The organism is Ideonella sp. (genome assembly GCF_036277275.1).
Taxonomy (GTDB): domain Bacteria; phylum Pseudomonadota; class Gammaproteobacteria; order Burkholderiales; family Burkholderiaceae_C; genus Ideonella.
Map to the genome: position 1 here is coordinate 1 of NZ_DASUNH010000125.1, position 20,745 is coordinate 20,745.

General features: G+C 67.6%; 20 protein-coding genes. 7 read left to right on the plus strand and 13 right to left on the minus strand.

What is annotated here, in order from left to right; all coding sequences use genetic code 11:
* The 11 genes from VFY73_RS20550 to VFY73_RS20600 all read right to left on the minus strand — a co-directional run.
* Positions 1–765: sigma-54-dependent transcriptional regulator (locus VFY73_RS20550; protein WP_329722562.1), on the minus strand; the 765-nt coding region annotated here is incomplete at its 3' end.
* Positions 766–924: 159 nt separating this feature from the next.
* On the minus strand, positions 925–1,131 hold the full coding sequence (locus VFY73_RS20555; protein WP_329722279.1) for a hypothetical protein: 207 nt from the start codon (positions 1,129–1,131) through the stop codon (positions 925–927).
* An 80-nt stretch (positions 1,132–1,211) separates the two neighbouring features.
* A complete protein-coding gene (locus VFY73_RS20560) occupies positions 1,212–3,965 on the minus strand; it encodes an ATP-binding protein (protein WP_329722281.1) in 2,754 nt (917 codons plus the stop codon).
* Between the two features lie 141 nt (positions 3,966–4,106).
* Positions 4,107–4,295 carry a hypothetical protein gene (locus VFY73_RS20565; RefSeq protein WP_329722283.1) on the minus strand — a complete coding sequence of 63 codons (189 nt, stop codon included), beginning with the start codon at positions 4,293–4,295 and terminating at the stop codon, positions 4,107–4,109.
* A gap of 36 nt (positions 4,296–4,331) precedes the next feature.
* Entirely contained in the window at positions 4,332–5,258 is a 927-nt protein-coding gene (gene ligD / locus VFY73_RS20570; protein ID WP_329722285.1) for a non-homologous end-joining DNA ligase, read from the minus strand.
* Positions 5,255–6,289: a lysylphosphatidylglycerol synthase domain-containing protein gene (locus tag VFY73_RS20575; protein WP_329722287.1), complete on the minus strand. Its 1,035-nt coding sequence runs from the start codon at positions 6,287–6,289 to the stop codon at positions 5,255–5,257. Before VFY73_RS20575 ends, ligD begins: the two co-directional genes overlap by 4 nt.
* Before the next feature lie 7 nt (positions 6,290–6,296).
* Positions 6,297–7,580, minus strand: a complete 1,284-nt coding sequence (clsB, locus tag VFY73_RS20580; RefSeq protein ID WP_329722289.1) for a cardiolipin synthase ClsB — start codon at positions 7,578–7,580, stop codon at positions 6,297–6,299.
* Entirely contained in the window at positions 7,577–8,341 is a 765-nt protein-coding gene (locus VFY73_RS20585; protein ID WP_329722291.1) for an endonuclease/exonuclease/phosphatase family protein, read from the minus strand. Before VFY73_RS20585 ends, clsB begins: the two co-directional genes overlap by 4 nt.
* A 100-nt stretch (positions 8,342–8,441) precedes the next feature.
* Complete coding sequence (locus VFY73_RS20590; RefSeq protein WP_329722293.1) at positions 8,442–9,245, minus strand: alpha/beta hydrolase family protein; 804 nt, start codon at positions 9,243–9,245, stop codon at positions 8,442–8,444.
* Entirely contained in the window at positions 9,232–10,419 is a 1,188-nt protein-coding gene (locus VFY73_RS20595; protein ID WP_329722295.1) for a DUF3182 family protein, read from the minus strand. Before VFY73_RS20595 ends, VFY73_RS20590 begins: the two co-directional genes overlap by 14 nt.
* A gap of 49 nt (positions 10,420–10,468) precedes the next feature.
* Positions 10,469–11,587 carry a mechanosensitive ion channel family protein gene (locus VFY73_RS20600; protein WP_329722297.1) on the minus strand — a complete coding sequence of 373 codons (1,119 nt, stop codon included), beginning with the start codon at positions 11,585–11,587 and terminating at the stop codon, positions 10,469–10,471.
* 705 nt (positions 11,588–12,292) lie between these two features.
* Here VFY73_RS20600 and VFY73_RS20605 point away from each other — a divergent pair.
* The 7 genes from VFY73_RS20605 to VFY73_RS20635 all read left to right on the plus strand — a co-directional run bounded on the left by VFY73_RS20605 (position 12,293) and on the right by VFY73_RS20635 (position 18,076).
* The gene (locus tag VFY73_RS20605) at positions 12,293–12,964 is read left to right on the plus strand and encodes an energy transducer TonB (RefSeq protein WP_329722299.1); all 672 of its coding nucleotides are present in this window, start codon (positions 12,293–12,295) and stop codon (positions 12,962–12,964) included.
* A gap of 104 nt (positions 12,965–13,068) precedes the next feature.
* Positions 13,069–13,911, plus strand: coding sequence for a MotA/TolQ/ExbB proton channel family protein (locus VFY73_RS20610; protein ID WP_329722301.1), 843 nt, complete (start codon positions 13,069–13,071; stop codon positions 13,909–13,911).
* Positions 13,912–14,005: 94 nt separating this feature from the next.
* A complete protein-coding gene (locus tag VFY73_RS20615; protein ID WP_329722303.1) occupies positions 14,006–14,437 on the plus strand; it encodes a biopolymer transporter ExbD in 432 nt (143 codons plus the stop codon).
* A 13-nt stretch (positions 14,438–14,450) separates the two neighbouring features.
* The gene (locus VFY73_RS20620) at positions 14,451–14,873 is read left to right on the plus strand and encodes a biopolymer transporter ExbD (RefSeq protein WP_329722305.1); all 423 of its coding nucleotides are present in this window, start codon (positions 14,451–14,453) and stop codon (positions 14,871–14,873) included.
* Positions 14,874–14,962: 89 nt separating this feature from the next.
* On the plus strand, positions 14,963–16,177 hold the full coding sequence (locus tag VFY73_RS20625) for a hypothetical protein (protein WP_329722307.1): 1,215 nt from the start codon (positions 14,963–14,965) through the stop codon (positions 16,175–16,177).
* 29 nt (positions 16,178–16,206) lie between these two features.
* Entirely contained in the window at positions 16,207–17,169 is a 963-nt protein-coding gene (locus VFY73_RS20630; RefSeq protein WP_329722309.1) for an MBL fold metallo-hydrolase, read from the plus strand.
* Positions 17,170–17,269: 100 nt separating this feature from the next.
* Complete coding sequence (locus tag VFY73_RS20635) at positions 17,270–18,076, plus strand: SDR family NAD(P)-dependent oxidoreductase (RefSeq protein ID WP_329722311.1); 807 nt, start codon at positions 17,270–17,272, stop codon at positions 18,074–18,076.
* A gap of 26 nt (positions 18,077–18,102) precedes the next feature.
* Here the strand turns inward: VFY73_RS20635 and eda are convergent, their stop codons facing one another.
* Both eda and edd read right to left on the minus strand, forming a co-directional pair.
* A complete protein-coding gene (eda, locus tag VFY73_RS20640; protein ID WP_329722313.1) occupies positions 18,103–18,729 on the minus strand; it encodes a bifunctional 4-hydroxy-2-oxoglutarate aldolase/2-dehydro-3-deoxy-phosphogluconate aldolase in 627 nt (208 codons plus the stop codon).
* A gap of 151 nt (positions 18,730–18,880) precedes the next feature.
* Positions 18,881–20,704 (minus strand): phosphogluconate dehydratase, encoded by a 1,824-nt coding sequence (gene edd / locus VFY73_RS20645; RefSeq protein ID WP_329722315.1) that lies wholly within the window; start codon positions 20,702–20,704, stop codon positions 18,881–18,883.
* Positions 20,705–20,745: the final 41 nt, after the last annotated feature.

Consider the following 20,745-nt stretch of genomic DNA (forward strand, 5'->3'; position numbering starts at 1 on the left):
CCGCAGCAGCTTGACCTGCAGTTCCTGCGGCATCTCGGTGATCTCGTCCAGGAACAGCGTGCCGCCATTCGCGCGCTCGAAGAAGCCCAGATGCTGTCGGTCGGCGCCGGTGAAGCTGCCCTTCTCGTGGCCGAAGATCTCGCTCTCGATCAGGTTGGGCGAGATCGCGCCGCAGTTCACCGCCAGGAACGGCTGCTTGCGCCGCCGGCTGAGGTCATGCACGGTTTGCGCGACCACCTCCTTGCCGCTGCCGCTCTCGCCGGTGATGAATACCGTCACCGCGGTGCCGGCCACGCGCGAGATCTGCTCGTACACGCGCAGCATCGGCGGCGCCTGCCCCCACAAGTGGCCGAAGTGGCCCTTGCTGACCAGGCCGGCATTCATGCGCGCGACATCGGCCTTCAACGCGGCCGGCTTCATGAAGCGCGACAGCACGCCTTGCAGCTGGCGCATCACGATCGGCTTGACCAGGTAGTCGGCCGCACCGAGGCGCAGCGCCTCGATCGAGGTTTCGAGGCTCGCGTGGCCGGTGATCAGCACCAGCTCGGAGCTGGCGACGAGGTCGGGGTCGGAAAACAGGTCCAGGCCGCTGCCATCGGGCAGCTGCAGGTCCAGCAACACCAGATCGGGCGGCTGCAAGGCGATTTGCCGCCGCGCATCGCGCAGCGTGTGGGCCAGTGCGACGGAGAAGTTCTCGGTGGCAACGAGGTCGCGCAACGAGGTTGCGGAATCGACGTCGTCGTCAACAATGAGCACGTGGTTCAGAGCGGTCCTCCCGCGAAGCTGCAGTTCTGGCCGATTATGAAACCGGCGCGCGTCGCCAGATCATTCGATCGGCGTCGTCATGTTTGTATCGCCCTGTGTCAGCCACTGGGGAGGAACTATCCCTAATGGAACGAACCGGGGGGCGACGCGGCGTTTTTGTCAGGGCCGCGCCGCAGAGGCCGGCACGCCGTCTGGCGCCTTGGTGTCGGGCATCGTTATGGGTTTGGGCAGGTTGCGGTCGGGGTCGGACGGCCGCGGCACGTCCTTGGGCCGGGGGTCACAGCCGGCCAAGGGCACGACGGCGAGCAGGCAGGCCAGCAGCGCCAGCCACGCGCTGGCGGGCTGCGGAGGGGAGTGCTTGATCATCACCATGCTCCGTGAGGTGCCATTACGCGGCACAGCATCACGGGATGGCAAACCGCGTGCCTGCCCCGTCGCGTGGCGGGTCATCCAAACAGCGCCGTGAGTCGCTGAGGGTCCACCGGCTTCGTCAGGTGGTGGTTGAAGCCGGCCTGCAAAGCCAGGTGGCGATCGCTCTCCTGGCCCCAGCCGGTGATCGCGATCAGCACCGGCCGGTGGCCCCCCGGCAGGCCGCGGATGGCGCGCGCCAGTTCGTAGCCGTTGCGCCCGGGCATGCCGATGTCGAACAGGCACACATCGGGGTCGAAGCGCTGCCAGGTCGACAAGGCCTCGTTGCCGTCGAACGACAGGCGGGTCTCGTGGCCTTCGAGCTGCAACAGCGCGGCCAGGCTGTCGGCGGCATCGCGGTTGTCGTCGGCGATCAACACCTTGCGCGGCGCGGCTGCTGTCGACGCCGATGAACCGGCCGGCTGTCGAGCATCGGCCGCCGCATCGCCCGCCGGCAACCGCACGGTGAAGGTGCTGCCGGCACCTGGCCCGGCGCTGTGCACCGCGATGCTGCCGCCATGCAGCTCGACCAGGCCCTTGGACAGCGCGAGGCCGATGCCCAGCCCGGCGCTCGATCGCTCGCCGGTCGACTGCAGCTGCGAGAACATGCGGAACACCTCGGGCATCGAACCGGGCGCGATCCCGATGCCATCGTCGCTGACTTCGATCTGAATGTCGCCACCCTGCCGCTGTGCGGACAGCCGGATATGGCCGCCGCGGTCGGTGTACTTGGCGGCGTTCGTCAACAGGTTGGCCACCACCTGCGCCAGGCGCAGCGGGTCAGCCTCGAAATGCACCGGATCCGGCGGCAGCTCGATCACCAGTTGGTGGGCCATGCCGTCGATGGCCGGCCGCGCGGTCTCGACGGCACTCGCCACCACCGCCGACAGCTCGGTGCCTGTCTTGCGCAGCGGCAACACGCCGCGGGTGATACGCGAGACGTCCAGCAGATCGTCCAGCAGCAGCGCCATGTGCTGCACCTGGCGTTCGATGACCTCCTGGCTCCAGCGCTTCTGGGCATCGGTTGCGTTCGACGCTGTGGACAGCTGCGCCGCCTGGCGGATCGGCGCCAGCGGGTTGCGCAGCTCATGGGCCAGCGTGGCGAGAAACTCGTCCTTGCGCCGGTCGGCCTCACGCAGCAGTTGCTCGTTCTTCTTGCGGTCGGTGATGTCGTTGAACCAGACGGCCACCGACTCACGCATCGGCGAAGCAATGCAGTGCACCCAGCCTTCCCCGCCTCGCAACCGGGTGCGGGCTTCGAACTCGCGTGTCTGCCGGTCGCGCGCGACGGCCACGTACTGCTGAAAGGCATCGCTGTCGGCCCAGCTCTTCGGCAACACCTCCGCCAGCGGCCGGCCCAACAACTCGGTCGGCGTGCGTTGCAGCGACTGCGCGGCGGCACCGTTCATGTAGTTCCAGCTGAAGTCGACGATCTCGCCGGCTTCATTGCGCAGCGGCGTCAGCACGATGAAGGGCACCGCCGAGGTCTCGAGCACCGCGCGAAAGCGCCCTTGCGACTCCTCCAGCGCGGCTTGCGCGCGGGCCCGTTCGCTGAACACCGCCGCCTTGCGGGCGCAGATGTCGGCCAGCGCGCACTCGCGCTCGGTCGGCTCGCGCGGCTGGTCCAGGTAGACCGACAGCACGCCCAGCACGTTGCCCTGCAGACTCAGCAGCGGCGTGCTGTGGACCGCGCGGAAACCTTCTTGCCGCGCCATGTCGCGCAGGCCCGCGAACCGTTGGTCGACCTCGGTATCGGGCACCACCACACGCTCGCGCTGCGCGCCGACCACACCGCTCACGCCCTCGCCCAGCGCCACGCTGGCCAGGCGGGCCCGGGTCTCGGCGCTGAAGCCGATGCTCGCCTCCAGGCACAGGCGCCGGCCCTGCGGCTCGAGCAGGAACACCAAGCCACGGCCGCAGCCGTGGAAGCGCGCCAGCGTCACCAGCACCATCTGCAGTTGCTCGCGCAGCGTGCCGGCATCCGGCAGGTTGCTGCTCAGCTCGTGCAGCTGGTCCAGGTCGTCGACCTGCTGGCTCAGCTCGGCCTTCGCGCGGCTGAGTTGTGAATCGACCGCCTTGCGCTCCGTGATGTCGACACAAGCCCCGCGCAAGCGCACGGCACGGTCTTCGACCCAGGTCAGGTGCACGCGCAGCAACAACCACAGCGGCGAGCCGTCGGACTGGAGCACGCGAATCTCGCGCTCGTAGCCGCGCGAGCGTGCGCGGAACTTCTCGGTCAGGTAGCGTCGGCTCTCGGCCAGCAGCTCGGGGGGCGTGCGGGCCAGCCATTCAGGCAACGGCACGGCGCTGGACGACACCGGCAGGTTGACCAGCCGCGCCAGCGCAGGCGACACGTAGGCAGTCTCCGCGACAAGGTCGATGTCGAAGACGCCGATGCCGGTGCCCTGGATCGCCATGACGAGCCGCTCTTCGGCCGCCAACGCGCGCTCTCCGGTGCGGCGCATGATGGAGCCCAACTCGGCCAACAAGGCCCCAAGTGCGCAGAACAGCAGCAGCGACAGCCAATCCGCGGGGTCGTCGCTGGCCCCGTTCGGCCCCACCAGCGGCAACCACAACGCGGCGCTGGCAATGCCTGTACCCAGCGGCAACAGGCCAGGGCCGCGCCCGCCGATCGCCGCGGCCAGCGCGATTGCCGGCAGGAACACGATGAACGGTTCCCGGTGGCCAAGCCAGGGCCGCAGCACCCATTGCAGGCCGAACGCCAGCAACGTGATCAGCACGGCCAGCAGATAACCACGCAGCAAGGACAGCGAAGAACGGCGAGCAGGCATGGAAGGCGGGGCCCCGCGGTGGCGAGAAGCCTGCAAGCGTATCGCAGGCACGGGGCCCGCCGCAGGCTCAGCCCTTGCTCGCGCGCCCGGATGACGAAGAAGGCGCGGTGCGCCCGCTGCCGGGCGCGGGTTCAGGCGACGTCAGGCAGCGGCCAGTTCGGGTGCCGCATCGGCGGCCGGATCACCGCGCCGCGCCGCGGCCCAGCCGCGGGCCCACGGGCAACCGGCAGTCGCATGCGTTTCCGGGTCCTCCTGGCCCATGTCGCCCAAGGGGGGCGTGCCGCCGTAGAACCACAGTCGCACGCCTTCAAGATCGTTGTCGTCGCACATGCCGAGTCCCTCTCGTGATGTCGCGCAGCCCCCCGGCTACGCCCGGCTTCGCGATCGCGGGGCAAATTTCAGGCCCAGGGTCTTGGCAGCGACACCGAGCGACTGCCGACTGCCGGCGTAGTCGGCCCAGGGATCGACTTTCTCGACCGCCAAGTGATCACCCGCCGTCTGCACCGTCCAGTGCGCGCCACTGGTCAGCTCGGGAAGTTGCTCCCAGGCCACCGGAATCGAGACGCCCAGCCCTGGCCGCGCGCGCGCCGAAAAGGCAGCGACGGTGGTCGCTGCGCTGCCATTGCGGAGGTAGTCGATGAAGATCTTGCCGACACGATTGCGCGGGCCGCTCTTGGCAACAAAGCGCTGCGGCAGGGTCTTCGCGAGGTGGTCGACGACGGCTTTGGAGAACGCCCGCAACGAGTCGGCCGGCCAACGGCTGGCGATCGGCACCACCACGTGCAGCCCCTTGCCGCCGCTGGTCTTGAGCCAGGCCTGCAGGCCCAACTCCTGCAGCATCGAGCGTACGAGCCGCGCGCCCTCCTGCATCTGCGACCAGGCCGCGCCTTCGCCAGGATCCAGATCGAAGACGATGCGATCGGGCTTGTCGGCAGTCCTGAAGCGGGCATTGCCGGTATGGAACTCGATCACGTTGAGCTGCGCGGCGGCGAGCAACGCATCGGCGGAGCTGATCTTGAGCGGCGCCTCTTCGTCGTCCGCATGGGCATCGTGACGCTGGAAGAACAAGGGCCCGCGCACACCCTGCGGCCCCCGCACCTGGGCCACCGGGCGGCCTTGCAGGTGCGGCAGCATGAGTTCGGCAACGCTTTCGTAATAGCGCACCAAGTCCAGCTTGGTCAGGCCGGTGCTGGGGTCGATCACCCGGTCCGGGTGCGACACGCGCTGGCTGCCAACGCGCACGCTGGCTGGGTGCGCGTCGGGTGAAGCGACGGCTTGATGGTGATGGCTCATTCGGACCTCCTGCTCTTGGCCGCCGGGCGCGGCGTCGCGGTACGGGTGGGCGTGACCCGATGCCGGTCGATGACGAAGAAAAGCAGCGTTGCCGCGACCAGCGGCAGCAGGTAGAAGATGACCCGGTAGCCCAGCATCGCAGCCAGCAGGTCGGCCTGGTCGGCACGGTCTTTCAGCAAGGCCAGAAAGATGGCTTCGAGCACGCCCAAGCCGCCGGGCACGTGGGTGATGAGGCCGGCCACCGCCGACACCAGCAACGCGTTGAGCACGCTGGCGTAATCCACACGCTGTTCGAGCAGCGCCCAGCAGACGGCCGCGGTCAGGGTCCAGTGCAGCACCGACAAGCCCAACTGCGCCAGGGCCATCCGCGACGACGGCAAGGTCACCACATGCCGGCGCCAGCGCCACTGGTGGCCTTCGGCCCAGTGACAGGCCGCGGCATACCCCACGGCCAACAGCAGCAGGCACACGCCGAGCACCTGCAGCGCGACGTCGCCCAAGGCCCAGCCGGGCGGTAGCTCGGGGGGGCGCCACAGCAGCAGCAGCCCGGCCAGGCCCGCGTAGCCCAGCCAGTTGGTCAGCACGCTGGCGGCCAGGATGCGGGTGACCTCGTCCACCGTCATGCCCAGGCGGGTGTAGAGGCGGTAGCGCAAGGCGACCCCGCCGAGCAGGGTACCGAGGTTGAGCTTGAAGGCGAATGAGACAAAACCGACCGCCAGCACCCAGCGCGAAGGCACGGCGGCGCCGGCGCCGGCCACCTTGGGATCAGGCTCCCGCCCGAGCACGTCGTAGCTGGCATAGAGCAGGTGCCCGAGCACGGCGAAGACCACGCCCGCCAGCAGCGCCGTCAACGGCAGGCTGCGCAACGCCCCCATGGCGTTGGTCCAGTCCCAGTGGCGGCCGATCTCGACCAGCAGCACGGCCGTGACCAGCAGGCACAGCGTCCAGAACGCGCGCTGCGCCGCCGGCCACCAGGGCTTGGCTGTCAGGCCCGTGGGCGCCTCCGGCGGCGGCACGGGCGGAGGGCTCACGACCGCGTCAGCGCGCATGCGAGCTCCCGGTCGCATGTGCATGAGGGCGTGCAGGCGAGTGCGCATGAGGCTGCGCCAGCAATTCCAGCTTGGGCGCATGGGCCGGCAGATGCGAAGCCCAGACCGGGAAGCGGCGCAGGAAGTGGAAAACGACGAAGCCCCGCACCTGCGCCCACCAGACCCAGCCCTTGTGGGCAGGCACCTCGATCTGCTTGCAACTGCGCTCGATCAGATGCTCGAGCCGCGTGCGCAGGTGTTGTGCAAACGGCTTGTCGCGCAGCACGACGTTGGCCTCGAGGTTGAGCGACAGGCTCAGCGGGTCGAGGTTGCTGGAGCCGACCGTCGACCATTCGTCGTCGATCACCGCCACCTTGCCGTGCAGCGGCCGCTCGCAGTATTCGTAGATCTTCACGCCACCTCCGTGCAGGTAGTCGTACAACGTCGACGCCGCAGTGCGGGCGATCGGCACGTCCGGCTCGCCCTGCAGGACCAGCTTGACCTCGACCCCACGCCCGGCCGCGCGGCGCAACTCGCGCAGCAAGCGGTAGCCCGGGAAGAAGTAAGCGTTGGCGATCAGCACCTGCTTGCGCGCGCGGCGCACGGCAATGCAGTAGTAGCGCTCGATGTCGTTGCGGTGGTGCAGGTTGTCGCGTCTGACGAAAAGTGCGTCGGCGCTGCCGGCATTTACCGCGGCTCGCTCGGCGCTTTGCTGTGGGCCATGCGGATGCCAACGACCCCAGGCGGCGCGCAGGCCATGACCCGCGTTGATGACATCGCCCACCGGGTCGTGGATCGCCGTGCGCACGAAACGATGGATCTCGCCGACGATCGGCCCGACCAGCTCGACCGAGTAGTCTTGCTTGGCCTGCGGGCCGAAGTCGGCCAGGTGATCGGCCGAATAGTTGATACCTCCGACGAACGCGCGCTCGCCGTCGATCACCACGATCTTGCGGTGCATGCGGCGCAGCACGTTGAAGCGAAAGCCCAGCACGCGCACGGCGGGATCGAAGGTGCGCACACGCACGCCGACGGCGGTGAGGCTCTGGACGTAGGCCGGCGACAGGTCGGCCGAGCCGAAACCGTCGACCAGCACATCGACCTGCACACCACGGCGCGCGGCCGCCAGCAGGACCTCATGGAGCTCCTGGCCGACCTTGTCTTCGAAGACGATGAAGGTCTCGAGGATGACTTCGCGGCGCGCATGACGAATGGCGTCGAACACGGCCGGAAAGAAGGCTTCGCCGTTTTCCAGCAGGTCGACTCGGTTGCCGCTGAACCAACGAGTTTTCACAACATGATCTCCGCAGCCAAGGGGGCGTGGTCGGACAGGTGCGACCACGGAAAGCGTGGCAACGCAATCGGCCGGTGGGCACGGGCGCTGCGCACGTAGATGCGGTCCAGTGGCAGCAGCGGAAAGCGCGCCGGAAAGGTCCTCGCTGCGCGCCCGTGGGCCTGCACGAACACTTCCTGCAGACCGGCGCAACGGTCGAGTACGTGGTGCGCCTTGTTGCGCCAGTCATTGAAGTCGCCGGCCACCAACAACGGGGCCTCGTCCCGGATCTGCTCGGTGACGATGCCGCACAGCAACTCCAGCTGGTGGCGCCGGTGCGACTCGGCCAGCCCGAGGTGCACGCTGATCGCATGCACTTCGCCGCGATCTGGCAGCTCGAGCACGCAGTGCAGCAAGCCGCGCGCCTCGTGCTTGGGCAACGACACGTCATGGTTGATCTGGCGCAGGATCGGGTACTTGGACAGCACGGCGTTGCCGTGGTCGCCGCCTTGATACACGGCGTTGCGACCGTAGGCAAACTGGGGCCAGATCTCGTCGGCCAGGAATTCGTAGTGCGGCGCCTGCGGCCAGCTGGCGCCCACGGCCGCATGGTTGTACTCGCCCTGCACCTCCTGCAGGAACACCACGTCGGCATTGACCGCGCGCACCGCGTCCCGCAACTCGGGCAGCACGAAGCGGCGGTTGAGCAATGTGAAGCCCTTGTGCGTGTTGACCGTCAACACACGAAGCAAAAAGGGCTGTGGGAGCGTCGCCGAGGACATGCGACTTTTTTAGCCGCAGACCCTGGCTGCGCTTGTAGGAAAGCGCCCTCATGACATGCAGGCGCCGGCCGCGAAGGCCGGCGCCTGCGTGCACCAGCCTTCAGTGCGAGCGCGGCGGCGTCTCCGGATGAACGCCCCGGTCGGCAGCCGGCGGCACCACGGCGCCCCGGCGCGCACCGTGGATCATTTCCTTCAGCCAGGCCACCAGCACCTTGGTGTAGGCCCGCTGGTCGACCTCGTTGGTCAGGCCATGGTCGGCGCCATCGAGACAGCGGTAGGTCAGCGAGCGGGCATGGGTGGCCGCCTCACGGTAGCTGGTCAGCACGGTCTTCGGGATGATGTTGTCCTGCTCGGACTCGATCAGCATCACATCGCCCTCGAAGGCCTGAACGGCCTGCAACGCGCGGTTCTCGCTCGCCAGCACCAGGCGCTGGCGATATGTCCGCAAGTCCTGGTCCTTGTGCAGCTGCAGCTTCGGGCTCTCCCAGCCCGAATCGATGTAGAGCGCCGGTGCGCGCAAGGCCAGCCACTTGACCGGCCGCATCGAGCTCAGGATGGTCGCGAGATAGCCACCATAGCTGCTGCCCACCACCGCGATGGCAGCGGGATCGACATGGCGGCGCTTGACCAGGGTGTCGTAGGCGGTCAGCACGTCCTGCAGGTTGTTGGCACGTGAGACGGTTTCGAAGTGGCGTTTGGTCTGCGCGTGCCCGCGCAGGTCGAAGGTGAGGCAGACACAGCCCAATGCCGCCACGTCTCGCGCACGCGACAGGTACTGTGCCTGGCTGCCACCCCAGCCGTGCACGAACAACACGCCGGGAATCAGCGTGCCCGGCGTGACGAAAGTGCCGGCGATGTCGACCCCGTCGACAGCGATCTGTGTGGTTTCCTCAAGCGTCGACATCCGGCGTCACCTGTGCGTACTTGATCAATCGGCCCCCATGGTTGTCCGGCCCATCGTAGAGCAGCCAGGCGCCGCGCGGCAGGTTGAACTCGTCGGCATAGACCTCGCAGGTCGACGCTCGAATACGGCGCAACGAGGGATCGGCCGCGAAGGCATGCAGCGCGGCCGCTTCGGCACCGCTTGCACCGCCGATGCGCCACGACTGCTCGAGCACGCCGGACAACGCACGGCCCTGCCCGTCGACGCCTTGCGCGACGTCGTAGTTGCAGCGCGAAGCGAAAAAGCCCGGGAAGCAGGCGGATGCAGCGCGGTGGAAGGTCAGCGCCTGTTCGACCGCCGTGCGCACGTCTGGCGCGAGCGTCTGCTTCAGCAGCACCTCGAAGCCACCACGGCAGACGGTGAGTTGCGAGCCGCCGTAGACCTCGTGGTCACGGTGATTGCGCGTCAACGACTGCGTGCCAAAGTAGCTGGCCACGTGCGAGCCCACCGAGACCAGGCCGACACTGTGCGTGATCACCTGGCTGAGGTTGCGTTCGAGCACCAGCCCATGGCGGCTCAGGTTGTCCAGGCCGAACGCGGCCAGCCTCGCGTCGAGCTCGTCGAGGTTGTCGATCACCCATTGGCCCACGCCCCCCACGCCGGCGGGGTCCTTCAGGCGCACGCTGCCGTCCTCGAACAAGCACCGCGCCGCCAGGCGCGCATCGTCGGCGCTGAAGACCGAGTAGCCGGGCAAGACGGCGTCGCGCACCTGCTCGCCGTAGGCAGCCGACCAGCCGGGGACCGAGCAGGCGCCCGGCGCCACCAGCGGGTGCGAGATGACCTTGGTGGCGACGAAGGGTTGGGGCACCACGCCGCCGAAGAGTTGGTCCGGGCGGCTGATGCCCAGGCGCTGCGCTTCGACCAGTGACGGCAGCGTGTCGGTCGGCACCAGGTAGAGGCTGCCGGTCGGCGGATGGGCCAAGTCAAGCTCGCCAACGAATTCGTGGCCCAGCAGCAGGGCCAGCGACTCGGCGACCCGGCATTTAGAGCTGGCGTCGTGGTCCAGCGGACCGGTCTGGCCGTTGCTGCGGAAGAACGCGACCGCCGGCGCCGCGGACTTGACGGGGCGCGGGCGGTTTCGAGGCCTGCTGCGGGTGGCGGACGGCGTGCGCGGAGCGGCGAGGGCGGTGATCATGGTGTCTCCTTCGTGGTGGACAGGATGCAGGAACACGGGGTCAGGTCCCTCAGCGGACCATTCCGGCGACAGCAAACGGTCGGGGTTCGACCAGGGCTTTCGCCGCTTCAGGTATGGCCAGCACCGTCTTGGGCGCAGCGAACTCGATGGACAGGGCCTGCAGTCTTTCGATCAGCGACAGACAGATCTCTTGTTGCAGGTCCATGTAGTACTTGTAGTCGGCGCGCTGGACGATGTAGACGACTTCGTACTCCAGCGCCCCATCGCCAATGCGTTGCAGGTGAGCGCGATCGAACGTCACATCCTCGCGCGTTTCGATGACCTCACGCACGATGTCCGGTATTGCCCTCGCCTGCTCGGCGCTGGTCTCCAGCGAGACGGAGAACTTGAAGACGACGCGACGCCGCTCTTGCCGCTTGTAGTTGCTGACCGCGCTCTTGAGCAAGTCCGCGTTCGACATCACGATCTGCTCGCCGCCGTGGGCCCGGATGCGCGTTGTCTTCAGGCCCACCCGCTCGACGGTCCCGGACACACCGCCGACGGCGATCGCATCACCCACTTCGAAAGGCTTGTCGAGTGCGATCGCCAGCGAGGCGAACAGGTCGCCCAGGATGTTCTGCACCGCCAGCGCGACGGCAATGCCGCCGACGCCCAGGCTGGCCACCAGCGCGGTGATGTTCACGCCCAGGTTGGCCAGCACCGCGAGCACGACAGTCGTCCACAGCGCCGTTTGCAGGCCCCAACTGAGCAAGGTCGCACTGGCGCCCTCCTGCGACAGCTGGCCGTGACGCAACAGGTGCCGGTTCAGCAGCAGCCCCACGCCCCGGCTGACCCACAACGCGAGCTGCACCACCATGACCACGAACCAGAGTTGGCTCACCCGGCCTTGCCAGCGTGGCGACAGCTCGAGCATCTCGCAGAAGACCAGCACGGCCACCGCGAACAGCACCCACATGCGCGTCGCGGCCAGCACTTCGACGACAACGTCGTCGACACGGGTCGCGCTGCGCTCGGCCAGGCGCTTGAAGCGCTGCAGCACGATGCGCAGCGTGACGCGCAACAGCAGGTAGGCCACGATACCTGCGCCAGCGGCCATCAGCCAACGGTCGAGCGAGTTGCCGAGGAAATCGACGTCCGCCGCGGCAGACCACAGTTCGGCCGGCGTCATGGTGGCCCCCTTCGGCCGGCAGCCGGTTGCGTTCGGCTTGCGGCCAGACGTGCGAAGCGGTGATGAGGGGTGCTCATGCCGTCTCGGCAAGGCCCTGTGCGGCGCACTGGCGCGGCAGGATCGGCCAAAGATGTCGGGGTCCGCGCATGGCATCGCTCCAGGCTGTTGGATGTCAGACGCAGCGTAGGAACTGGTCGATGCCGTGGCTGTCGGCTGCCGTCGCGACGGCGTGTAGGAACTGTCCAGCAGATGGCCCGACACTGCACGCCCGTCTGCCCGACGGCAACCGCACACTGATATATAGTCCGGCCACTGACACGACGTGCGCGACGCGGCCATCAGGCCCGCCGACGCCCGCGTTGTTCTTCCAGAGGTCGAAACCGCGGTTTCGGCCTTTTTCGTTTCTGGCCCGCCGTAACCGCGCTGTACCTTCCCGCCTCCCCCAGATTTCGAAGCCGCCGACCGGTCTGCCAGCCTTTGGAGCCCGAAGCGTCGGCGTGGCTTCGCCATGGCTTTGCAACACTCGGTCACGGCCGCCAACCGGAACATTCCATGCGGCGAACATCCAGTTTCAGGCGTGAATCATTAGGGTGAAGCCTATATCGATCGTGATTAACTCCGCGCTATAGTCGTTGATCCTGTGGCCCTAGCGGCTGCCTGTTGATGACGAAAACAGCGCCTCACTTCGGCGACTGGAGGAAACGAGTGGACTACGCAGAAGCGCAGCGCAACCCCGGCAAACATTCTGTCGGGCTCGGCGTTGTCATCGTGCTGCACGTGCTACTGGGCTACGCGCTCGTCAGTGGCTTGGCACGCCGAGTGGTCGAGGTGGCGATGAAGCCCGTCGAGACCAAGATCATCGAGGAGATCAAGCCGCCGCCGCCGCCGCCGCCGGAAAATCTGCCTCCGCCGCCCAAGACCATGCCGCCTCCGCCGGTGTGGATGCCGCCGCCGGAGGTCCAGGTCCAGCAGCCGCAGATCCAGACGCCCGCGATCACCCCCACCACCACCGTCGCTCCGCCGCCGACCGCGCCCGCGCCCCCGGTGCCGATTGCGCCGGCTGCACCGCCCGCGCCGCCTCGTGTCGCCAGGGCTGCGCAGATCGACTTCTCCAACTGCGAGAAGCCCGAATACCCGGCTGCTGCTCGCCGCTCAGAGGCCACCGGTGTCACCCGCGTTCGTTTCAGCATCGACGAAACGGGCCACGTGGTGAAGGCAGAAGTCACTGGCTCGTCGGGCTCGTCCCGCGAACACCGACAACTCGACAAGGTCGCCGTCGAAGCGCTGAGCCAATGCCGCTTCAAGCCCGGCACCGACGAGAACGGCAAGCCCGTGGGCGCCTTCTCGAACGTCGAGTACGTCTGGAAGCTTGACTGATCCAGTCAAGCCTCTTCTCCCGAACTTTTCTTTTCACTAAGGCGCAGATCGTTGCACCAACGGCACGACGTTGCGCCACTGACCCCTTGCCCCCTGGAGGAAACATGTCCTTGATGAAAATCGTGCGCGCCCCCTTCCTGGCCGCCTGCATCGCCCTGTTGGGCGCCGTCGCGATCACCCCGGTTGACGCACTGGCTCAAGAAGCCGCTTCAGCCCCTGTCGCCGCCCCGGCCGACACCGCTGCCCCCGCCCCCACCGGCGTGGCCACGCCCGAACTGAAGAAGGAAACGATCGACAACCCCTACGGCCTGGAAGCGCTGTGGACGCAGGGTGACTTCGTGGCCCGCGGCACGCTGATCATCATGATCATCATGTCGATGGGCAGCTGGTACATCATCTTCACGAAGCTGTGGGAACAGTCCAAGCTGATGAAGAGCGCCAAGGCCGCAGCAGAAACCTTCTGGACCGCCGGTTCGGTCAAGAAGGGTGCCGAGACGCTGGACGAAGCCAGCGCCTTCCGCTACATGGCCGAGCAAGGCTTGAAGGCCGCCGACCACCATGAGGGCAGCCTGGTCGAGCAGATCGACCGCCACACCTGGATCGGCATGAGCGTTCAGCGCTCGGTCGACAACATCAACAGCCGCCTGCAAGACGGCCTGGCGTTCCTGGCCACCGTCGGTTCCACCTCGCCGTTCGTCGGCCTGTTCGGTACCGTCTGGGGCATCTACCACGCCCTGACGCAGATCGGCATCTCCGGCCAGGCTTCGATCGACAAGGTCGCCGGCCCGGTGGGTGAAGCGCTGATCATGACCGCCTTCGGCCTGGCCGTCGCGGTGCCCGCGGTGATGGGCTACAACTGGCTGATCCGCCGCAACAAGGGTGCGATGGAGCGTGTCCGCGCCTTCTCGGGCGACCTGCACAACGTGCTGCTGGCCGGCAAGCGCTGATGGGGGCCACGCCGTCCAGGGGGAAGCACCTTCCCCCTGGCGGCGGGCAGATCAACTGCCACCCCAGACTTGCGATAGAGCGAAGGATCTCGAGATGGCCATGACCGTAGGCGCTGCTGACGGCAGCGAAGAGGAGCAGATGAACTCCACCATCAACACCACGCCCCTTGTGGACGTGATGTTGGTGCTGCTGATCATCTTCATCATCACGATTCCCGTGGTGACGCAGTCGGTGCAACTGACGCTGCCCAAGGAAATCAACGTCCCGACCCAAACCAAGCCGGAGAACATCCTGCTGGCCGTGTCGAAGGACGGTGACGTCTACTGGAACACCAAGAAGATGCCCGACATGGAGGTCCTTGTCGAAGCGCTGAAAAAAGAGTCGATCAAGGAACCCCAGCCCGAAGTGCACATCCGAGGTGATGAGAACGTGCGCTATGAATCGGTGGGCCGCCTGATCGTCGCCGCTCAGCGCGCGGGTATCGCGAAGGTCGGGTTCATCACTGAACCACCGGCCAAGAACTGAAAGGAATCCCACCATGGCAATGAGCGTTGGCTCCGCCGGTGAAGACGACATGATGGTGGAGATGAACACCACGCCGTTGATCGACGTGATGTTGGTTCTGCTGATCATGTTCATCATCACCATCCCCGTGCAGACGCACGCGGTGAAGATGAACATGCCGGTCAACCAGCCCAGCACGCCCACCAAGCCGCCCGAGGTCGTCCGCATCGATGTCGACTTCGACGGCACGATCAACTGGAACGGTGAACAGGTTCCGAACCGCGCCGACTTGCAGGCCCGTCTGTACCGCACGGCTCAGATTCCCGATCAGCCCGAGGTGCACCTGAAGCCCAACAAGCTGGTCACCTACAAGTACGTGGCCATGGTGATGGCCGAAGCCCAGCGCCTGGGCGTCACCAAGATCGGTATCGTCGGCAACGAACAGTTCGCGAACTGAACGTCGCTCGATCATCCAGCCGGGGATCGGCCGTCAGCGGTTCGGTCCCCGTTTGCGTTTGAAGGCGACACCTTTTCACATCCGGACCCATGTCTATGAAATCCCTGCGTGCCCTGACCCTGGCCCTGATTGCCGCCGGCTGCGTGAGCGTGGCCCAAGCCCAGGCCGTTCGTCCTGAAGTGGGCAAGCCGCTTCAAGCGGCCGGCGAATTGTTGAAAGCCGGCAAGGCTCGCGAGGCCTTGGCCAAAGTTCGAGAAGCCGACGCCGTCGGCGGCAAGAATGCCCAGGAACAGCTGATGATCGATCGCATGCGCGGCGCTGCCGCGCAGCGTGCCGGCGACAACGGCACCGCCATCCAGGCGTTCGAATCGGTCTTCAACTCCGGCAAGCTCAGCGGCGGTGAACAGGCCCAGGTCGCCGAGACACTGGCCTTCGCCTACTCGCAGCAGCGCGACAACGCCAAGGCCACCCAGTGGGCCAACCGGGCCCAGCAGCTGGGGGCCAACAGCGCCCAGCTGAAGCAGCTGCAAAGCTACCTGCAGTCGCAAAGCGGCGACTACAACGCGATCGCCAAGGACTCCGCCGCAGCGGTCTCTGCCGCTGAACAGGCGGGCCGCCGCCCGGCCGAAGACGATCTGCTGCGCCTGGCCGACGCCTACCAGCGCACCAACGCCAACGCCGCGCAAAGTGCCACGCTGGAGAAGCTGGTCGCCTACTACCCGAAGAAGGACTACTGGAACGCGCTGCTCGGCCGCTTGCCCCGCAAGCCCGGCTTCGCCGACCGCTTCGCGCTCGACGTGCTGCGCCTGAAGCTGGCCACCGGCAACCTGACCAAGACCGAAGAGTTCATGGAGATGGCCCAGTTGTCGCTGCAAAGCGGCTATGCCGCCGAAGCCAAGGTCGTTGTCGACAAGGGCTTCGCGTCGGGCGCGCTCGGCACCGGCGCCGAAGCCGAGCGCCACAAGCGCCTGCGCGACCTCGCGATCAAGCAAGACGCCGAGATCCGCGCGAACCTCGAAAAGAGCATCGCAGCCGCCACCGCCGCCAAGGACGGCAACGACCTGGTCCAGGTGGGCACCGTGCTGACCAGCATGGGACAGGCCGAGCAAGGCGCATCGCTGATCCAGCAAGGCATCGCGAAGGATGCCCTGAAACGCCCCGAAGACGCCAAGCTGCGCCTGGGTCAGGCGCTGGCGCAGAACCCGAAGACCCGTGCGAAGGGCCAGCAAATGCTGCGCAGCGTGCAGGGCACCGACGGCGCCGCCGACCTCGGCCGCCTGTACGCGGTGTTGTTGGCACAGTAACGCCGCACCGTCGGCGGCGAGAATCAGCGATGAGCTCTCCCGCCGCCGATTTCCTTCAAGCGCTGGGTCATGGCGTCCATGCCATCGACACCGGCTTCCACAGGCCGCGCTTCGACGCGGCCTATTTGCTCGTCGATGAAGGTCGCGCCGCGTTCATCGACACCGGTACGCGGCACGCGCTGCCACGCCTGCTGGGCGCGCTGTCCTCGCTGGGCCTGCCGCTCGATGCCGTCGACTGGGTCATCCCGACCCACGTCCACCTCGACCATGCCGGCGGCGTCGGGCCGCTGATGCAGGCGCTGCCGCAAGCGCGCCTGCTGGTCCATCCGCGTGGTGCGCGCCACATGATCGACCCGAGCGCGCTGTACCAAGGCGCCCTCGCCGTCTACGGCCAGGCCGAGATGGACCGCTCTTACGGCGAGCTGGTCGGCGTCGACGCCGACCGCGTGCAGACCAGCACCGATGGCATGTCACTGGTGCTCGGTGGCCGCACGCTGCAGTTGATCGACACCCCCGGCCATGCGCTGCACCACCACTGCATCTGGGATCCGGTTTCGCGCGGCTGGTTCACCGGCGACACCTTCGGCATTTCGTACCGCGAGCTGGACAACGCGGCCGGTCAACCCTGGATCTTTCCTGCCTCGACGCCGGTGCAGTTCCAGCCCGACGCGCTGCGTGTCTCCATCGGCCGCCTGCTGGCCCCCGCGCCCGCAGCGGTCTACCTGACGCATTACGGCTGCCTGGGCCAGGTGCAGGCACTCGGCAGCCAGCTCCTGCAGGTACTGGACGAAGTGGTCACGCTTGGCCGCGCGCTGCGGGACGATCCGCAGCGCTACCAGGCATTGCGCCAGGGCCTGCGCGCGCTGTACCTGCGCAGCGTTCGCCAGCATGGCTCCGCGCTGACCGACGCGGCGATCGCCGAGGTGCTGGCGGTCGACATCGAGCTCAACGCGCAGGGCATGGCGGTCTGGCTGGACCGCGAAAAACGCTGACCTTTTCGCCCCAGGGACAAGCCATCCCGCCGGCCAAACCCGGCCGCTACACTGACCGGCCTCGTTTTGCCAATGCACCGCCACCGGCGGTGTTCCTGCCATGCAGACCAGCCTCGCTCCGACCCGCCCCAGCTTCGGCCTGGCCGACCGCGTGATCGTGATCACGGGAGGCGGTCAAGGCATCGGCGCCGCCTGCGCGGAACGCTTCGTGGCCGAAGGCGCCAGAGTTGCCTTGTGGGACGTGAACACCACCGCCGCCGAGGCGCTTGCGCAGCGCCTGCGTGGCGCTGGCGCCAGCGTCGAAGCGATGCCCTGCAACGTCGCCCGCAAGAGCGAGGTCGACGCGGCGTTGGCGGCCACCGTGCTGGCCTTCGGCCGTGTCGATGGCCTAGTCAACAACGCCGGCATCTTTCGCGCCGCCGACTTCCTCGAAATCACCGAGGAAGACTGGGACGCCGTGCTCAACGTCAACCTCAAGGGTGCCTTCCTGGTCGGCCAGGCGGTCGCACAGCAGATGGTGCGCCAAGGCCAGGGCGGCGCGATCGTCAACATGTCGTCGGTCAACGGCTCGATGGCCATTGCCAGCATCGCCAGCTACAACGCCAGCAAAGGCGGCATCAACCAGCTGACCCGCGCGATGGCACTGGCTCTGGCCGACCACCAGATTCGCGTCAACGCCGCTGCCCCCGGCACCATCGCCACGGAACTGGCACGCGAAGCGGTGCTGACCAGCGAAGAAGCGAAGCAACGCATCCTCGGCCGCACGCCGATGAAGCGGCTCGGCGAACCCGGAGAAGTAGCCGACGTGGTCGGCTTCCTGCTCAGCGATGCAGCGCGCTACATGACGGGCGAGATCGTGCACATCGACGGCGGCCGCATGGCGCTGAACTACACCGTGCCGGTTTGAGCCGGCGCGGCCGGCCGCGCCGAAAACTAACGCCGCAGTGCCGCGGCTTCTGCCGCCAGCCGGGTGATCCGGCCCCAGTCGCCGCCCTTCACCGCATCGGCCGGTGTCAGCCACGAACCGCCGCAGACCTTGACGTTCGGCAGCGATAGGAATTCAGGCGCGCTCTGCAGCGTGATACCGCCGGTCGGGCAGAAGGCCACGTCGGGGAACGGGCCGGCCAGCGCCTTCAGCATCGGGATGCCGCCCGCCGCAGTCGCCGGGAAGAACTTCAGGAACGACAGGCCGTCGGCCTGCGCCGCCATCACCTCGCTCGCGGTGGCCACGCCCGGCAGCAGCGGCAAGCCGATGTCGCGACATGCGGCGCCCACGTCAGCCGTGTAGCCCGGGCTGACACCGAAGACCGCACCCGCCTGTCGCGCCGCGCGGGCATCGGCCGCCGAACGGATCGTGCCAGCACCGACGATCGCACCCGGCACCTCGCGCACCATCGCCTCGATCGCCCCCAGCGCCACCGGCGTACGCAAGGTCACCTCGAGCACCTTCACGCCACCCTCGACCAGGGCACGCGCCAACGGCACGGCATCTTCGAGCCGGTCAATGACGATGACGGGGATGACAGGACCGTGGCCGGCCAACTCAAGTGTGTTCAGCATATTCAGTGATCAAAAGTTCGAGCTAAGAGCCGCCGTTGACCCCGGCGCTCCGCAGGAGCCGCCGCCTTCAAGCGGCGTGCGCGGAGCCGGCTTTGCCGGTCCGCTGCGCGAGCCCCCTTGGGGGGCAGCGACCAGAGGCAGCGTGGGGGCTTCATAACCACGTGCAGGCGCCTTCTTCGGCTGTGTTGACGTTGCGGCGCATGCCGGCGAAAAGCTCGCGGCCCAGGCCATGGGCATGTTCGCCGGCCATGGCATCACTTCGCTGGGCCGGCGTGCGGGCGGCCCACTCTTCAGCCGACACCAACGCCGACAGGCTGCCCGTCGTCGCATCCAGGCGGATCATGTCGCCATCACGCACCTTGCCCAGTGGCCCACCAGCCAGCGCCTCGGGGCTGACGTGAATCGCTGCCGGCACCTTGCCCGAGGCGCCGCTCATGCGGCCATCGGTCACGAGCGCCACGCGGTGGCCCCTGCCTTGCAACACGGCCAGGGGCGGCGTCAGCTTGTGCAGCTCGGGCATGCCGTTCGCATGCGGGCCCTGGAAGCGCACGACAACCACCACGTCACGCTCCAGTTCGCCGGCCTTGAAGGCGGCGTGCAGGTCTTCCTGGCTGTCGAAGACGCGCGCCGGTGCCTCGATGACATGGCGATCGGCCGGCACTGCAGACACCTTGATGACGGCGCGACCAAGGTTGCCCTGCAGCAGCGCCAGGCCGCCGGTGGGCGAGAAAGGGTCGTCCGCCGTGCGCAACACGCTCGCGTCGCCGCTTTCGGCCGGCAGCGCAGACCACCGCACCCGCTCGCCTTCCAGCCGGGGCTCTTCGGCATAGCGCGCCAGGCCACCCTCGGCCACGGCGCCGGCGTCGGCGTGCATCAGGCCCGCGCGCATCAGCTCGCGCAGCACGAAGGCCGGCCCGCCGGCCGCCTGGAACTGGTTCACATCGGCACTGCCATTCGGGTAGACGCGTGCCAGCAGCGGCACCACCGACGACAGCTCGGAAAAATCGTTCCAGTCGATCAGGATGCCGGCTGCGCGAGCCACCGCCACCCAGTGGATCAGGTGGTTGGTGGAGCCACCCGTGGCCAGCAGGGCCACCATGGCGTTGACGATGCTGCGCTCGTCGACCAGGTGACCGATCGGCAGATCGCGTCGGCCGGCGCGCAAGCTCAGCACCGTGGCGACGGCCTCGTCGGTCAACGCGTGGCGCAACGGCGCGTGCGGGTGGACGAAGGCGGCGCCTGGCACGTGCAGGCCCATCGCCTCCAGCAGCATCTGGTTGGAGTTGGCAGTGCCGTAAAAGGTGCAGGTACCCGCCGAGTGGTACGCCGCCTGCTCGGCCTGCAGCAGTTCGCCACGGCCCACCAGGCCTTGTGCGGCCTGCTCGCGCACCTTGGCCTTGTCGTTGTTCGACAAGCCCGACCCCATCGGCCCGGCCGGCACGAACACGCAAGGCAGGTGGCCGAAGTGCAGCGCGCCGATCAGCAGGCCCGGCACGATCTTGTCGCAGATGCCCAGCAGCAGCGCCGCGTCGAACACGTCATGCGACAGCGCGATCGCGGTGCCCATCGCGATGGTGTCGCGCGAGAACAGGCTCAGTTCCATGCCGGCGTACCCTTGCGTCACGCCGTCGCACATCGCCGGCACGCCACCGGCCACTTGCGCGGTGGCGCCCAGGCGATGCGCCGTTGCGCGAATCTGCGCCGGGTAGCCTTCGTACGGCTGGTGCGCCGAAAGCATGTCGTTGTACGCGGTGACGATGCCGATGTGCGGTGCCTTCTCGGCAACGATGCGAAGCTTGTCTTCGCCGGGCATCGCGGCGAACGCGTGTGCCACGTTGGCACAGCCCATGCGGTCGGCGCCACGTGGTCTTTGGCGCAGCGCGTCGACGCGTTTGAGGTAGGCGCTGCGCGACGTGGCGCTGCGCTCGCGGATGCGTTTGGTGACCTGGGCCAGAACGGGATTCAGAGTGTTCATGGCAGACGACGGAGGTGGAAACGTTCGATGTAACCCATGGG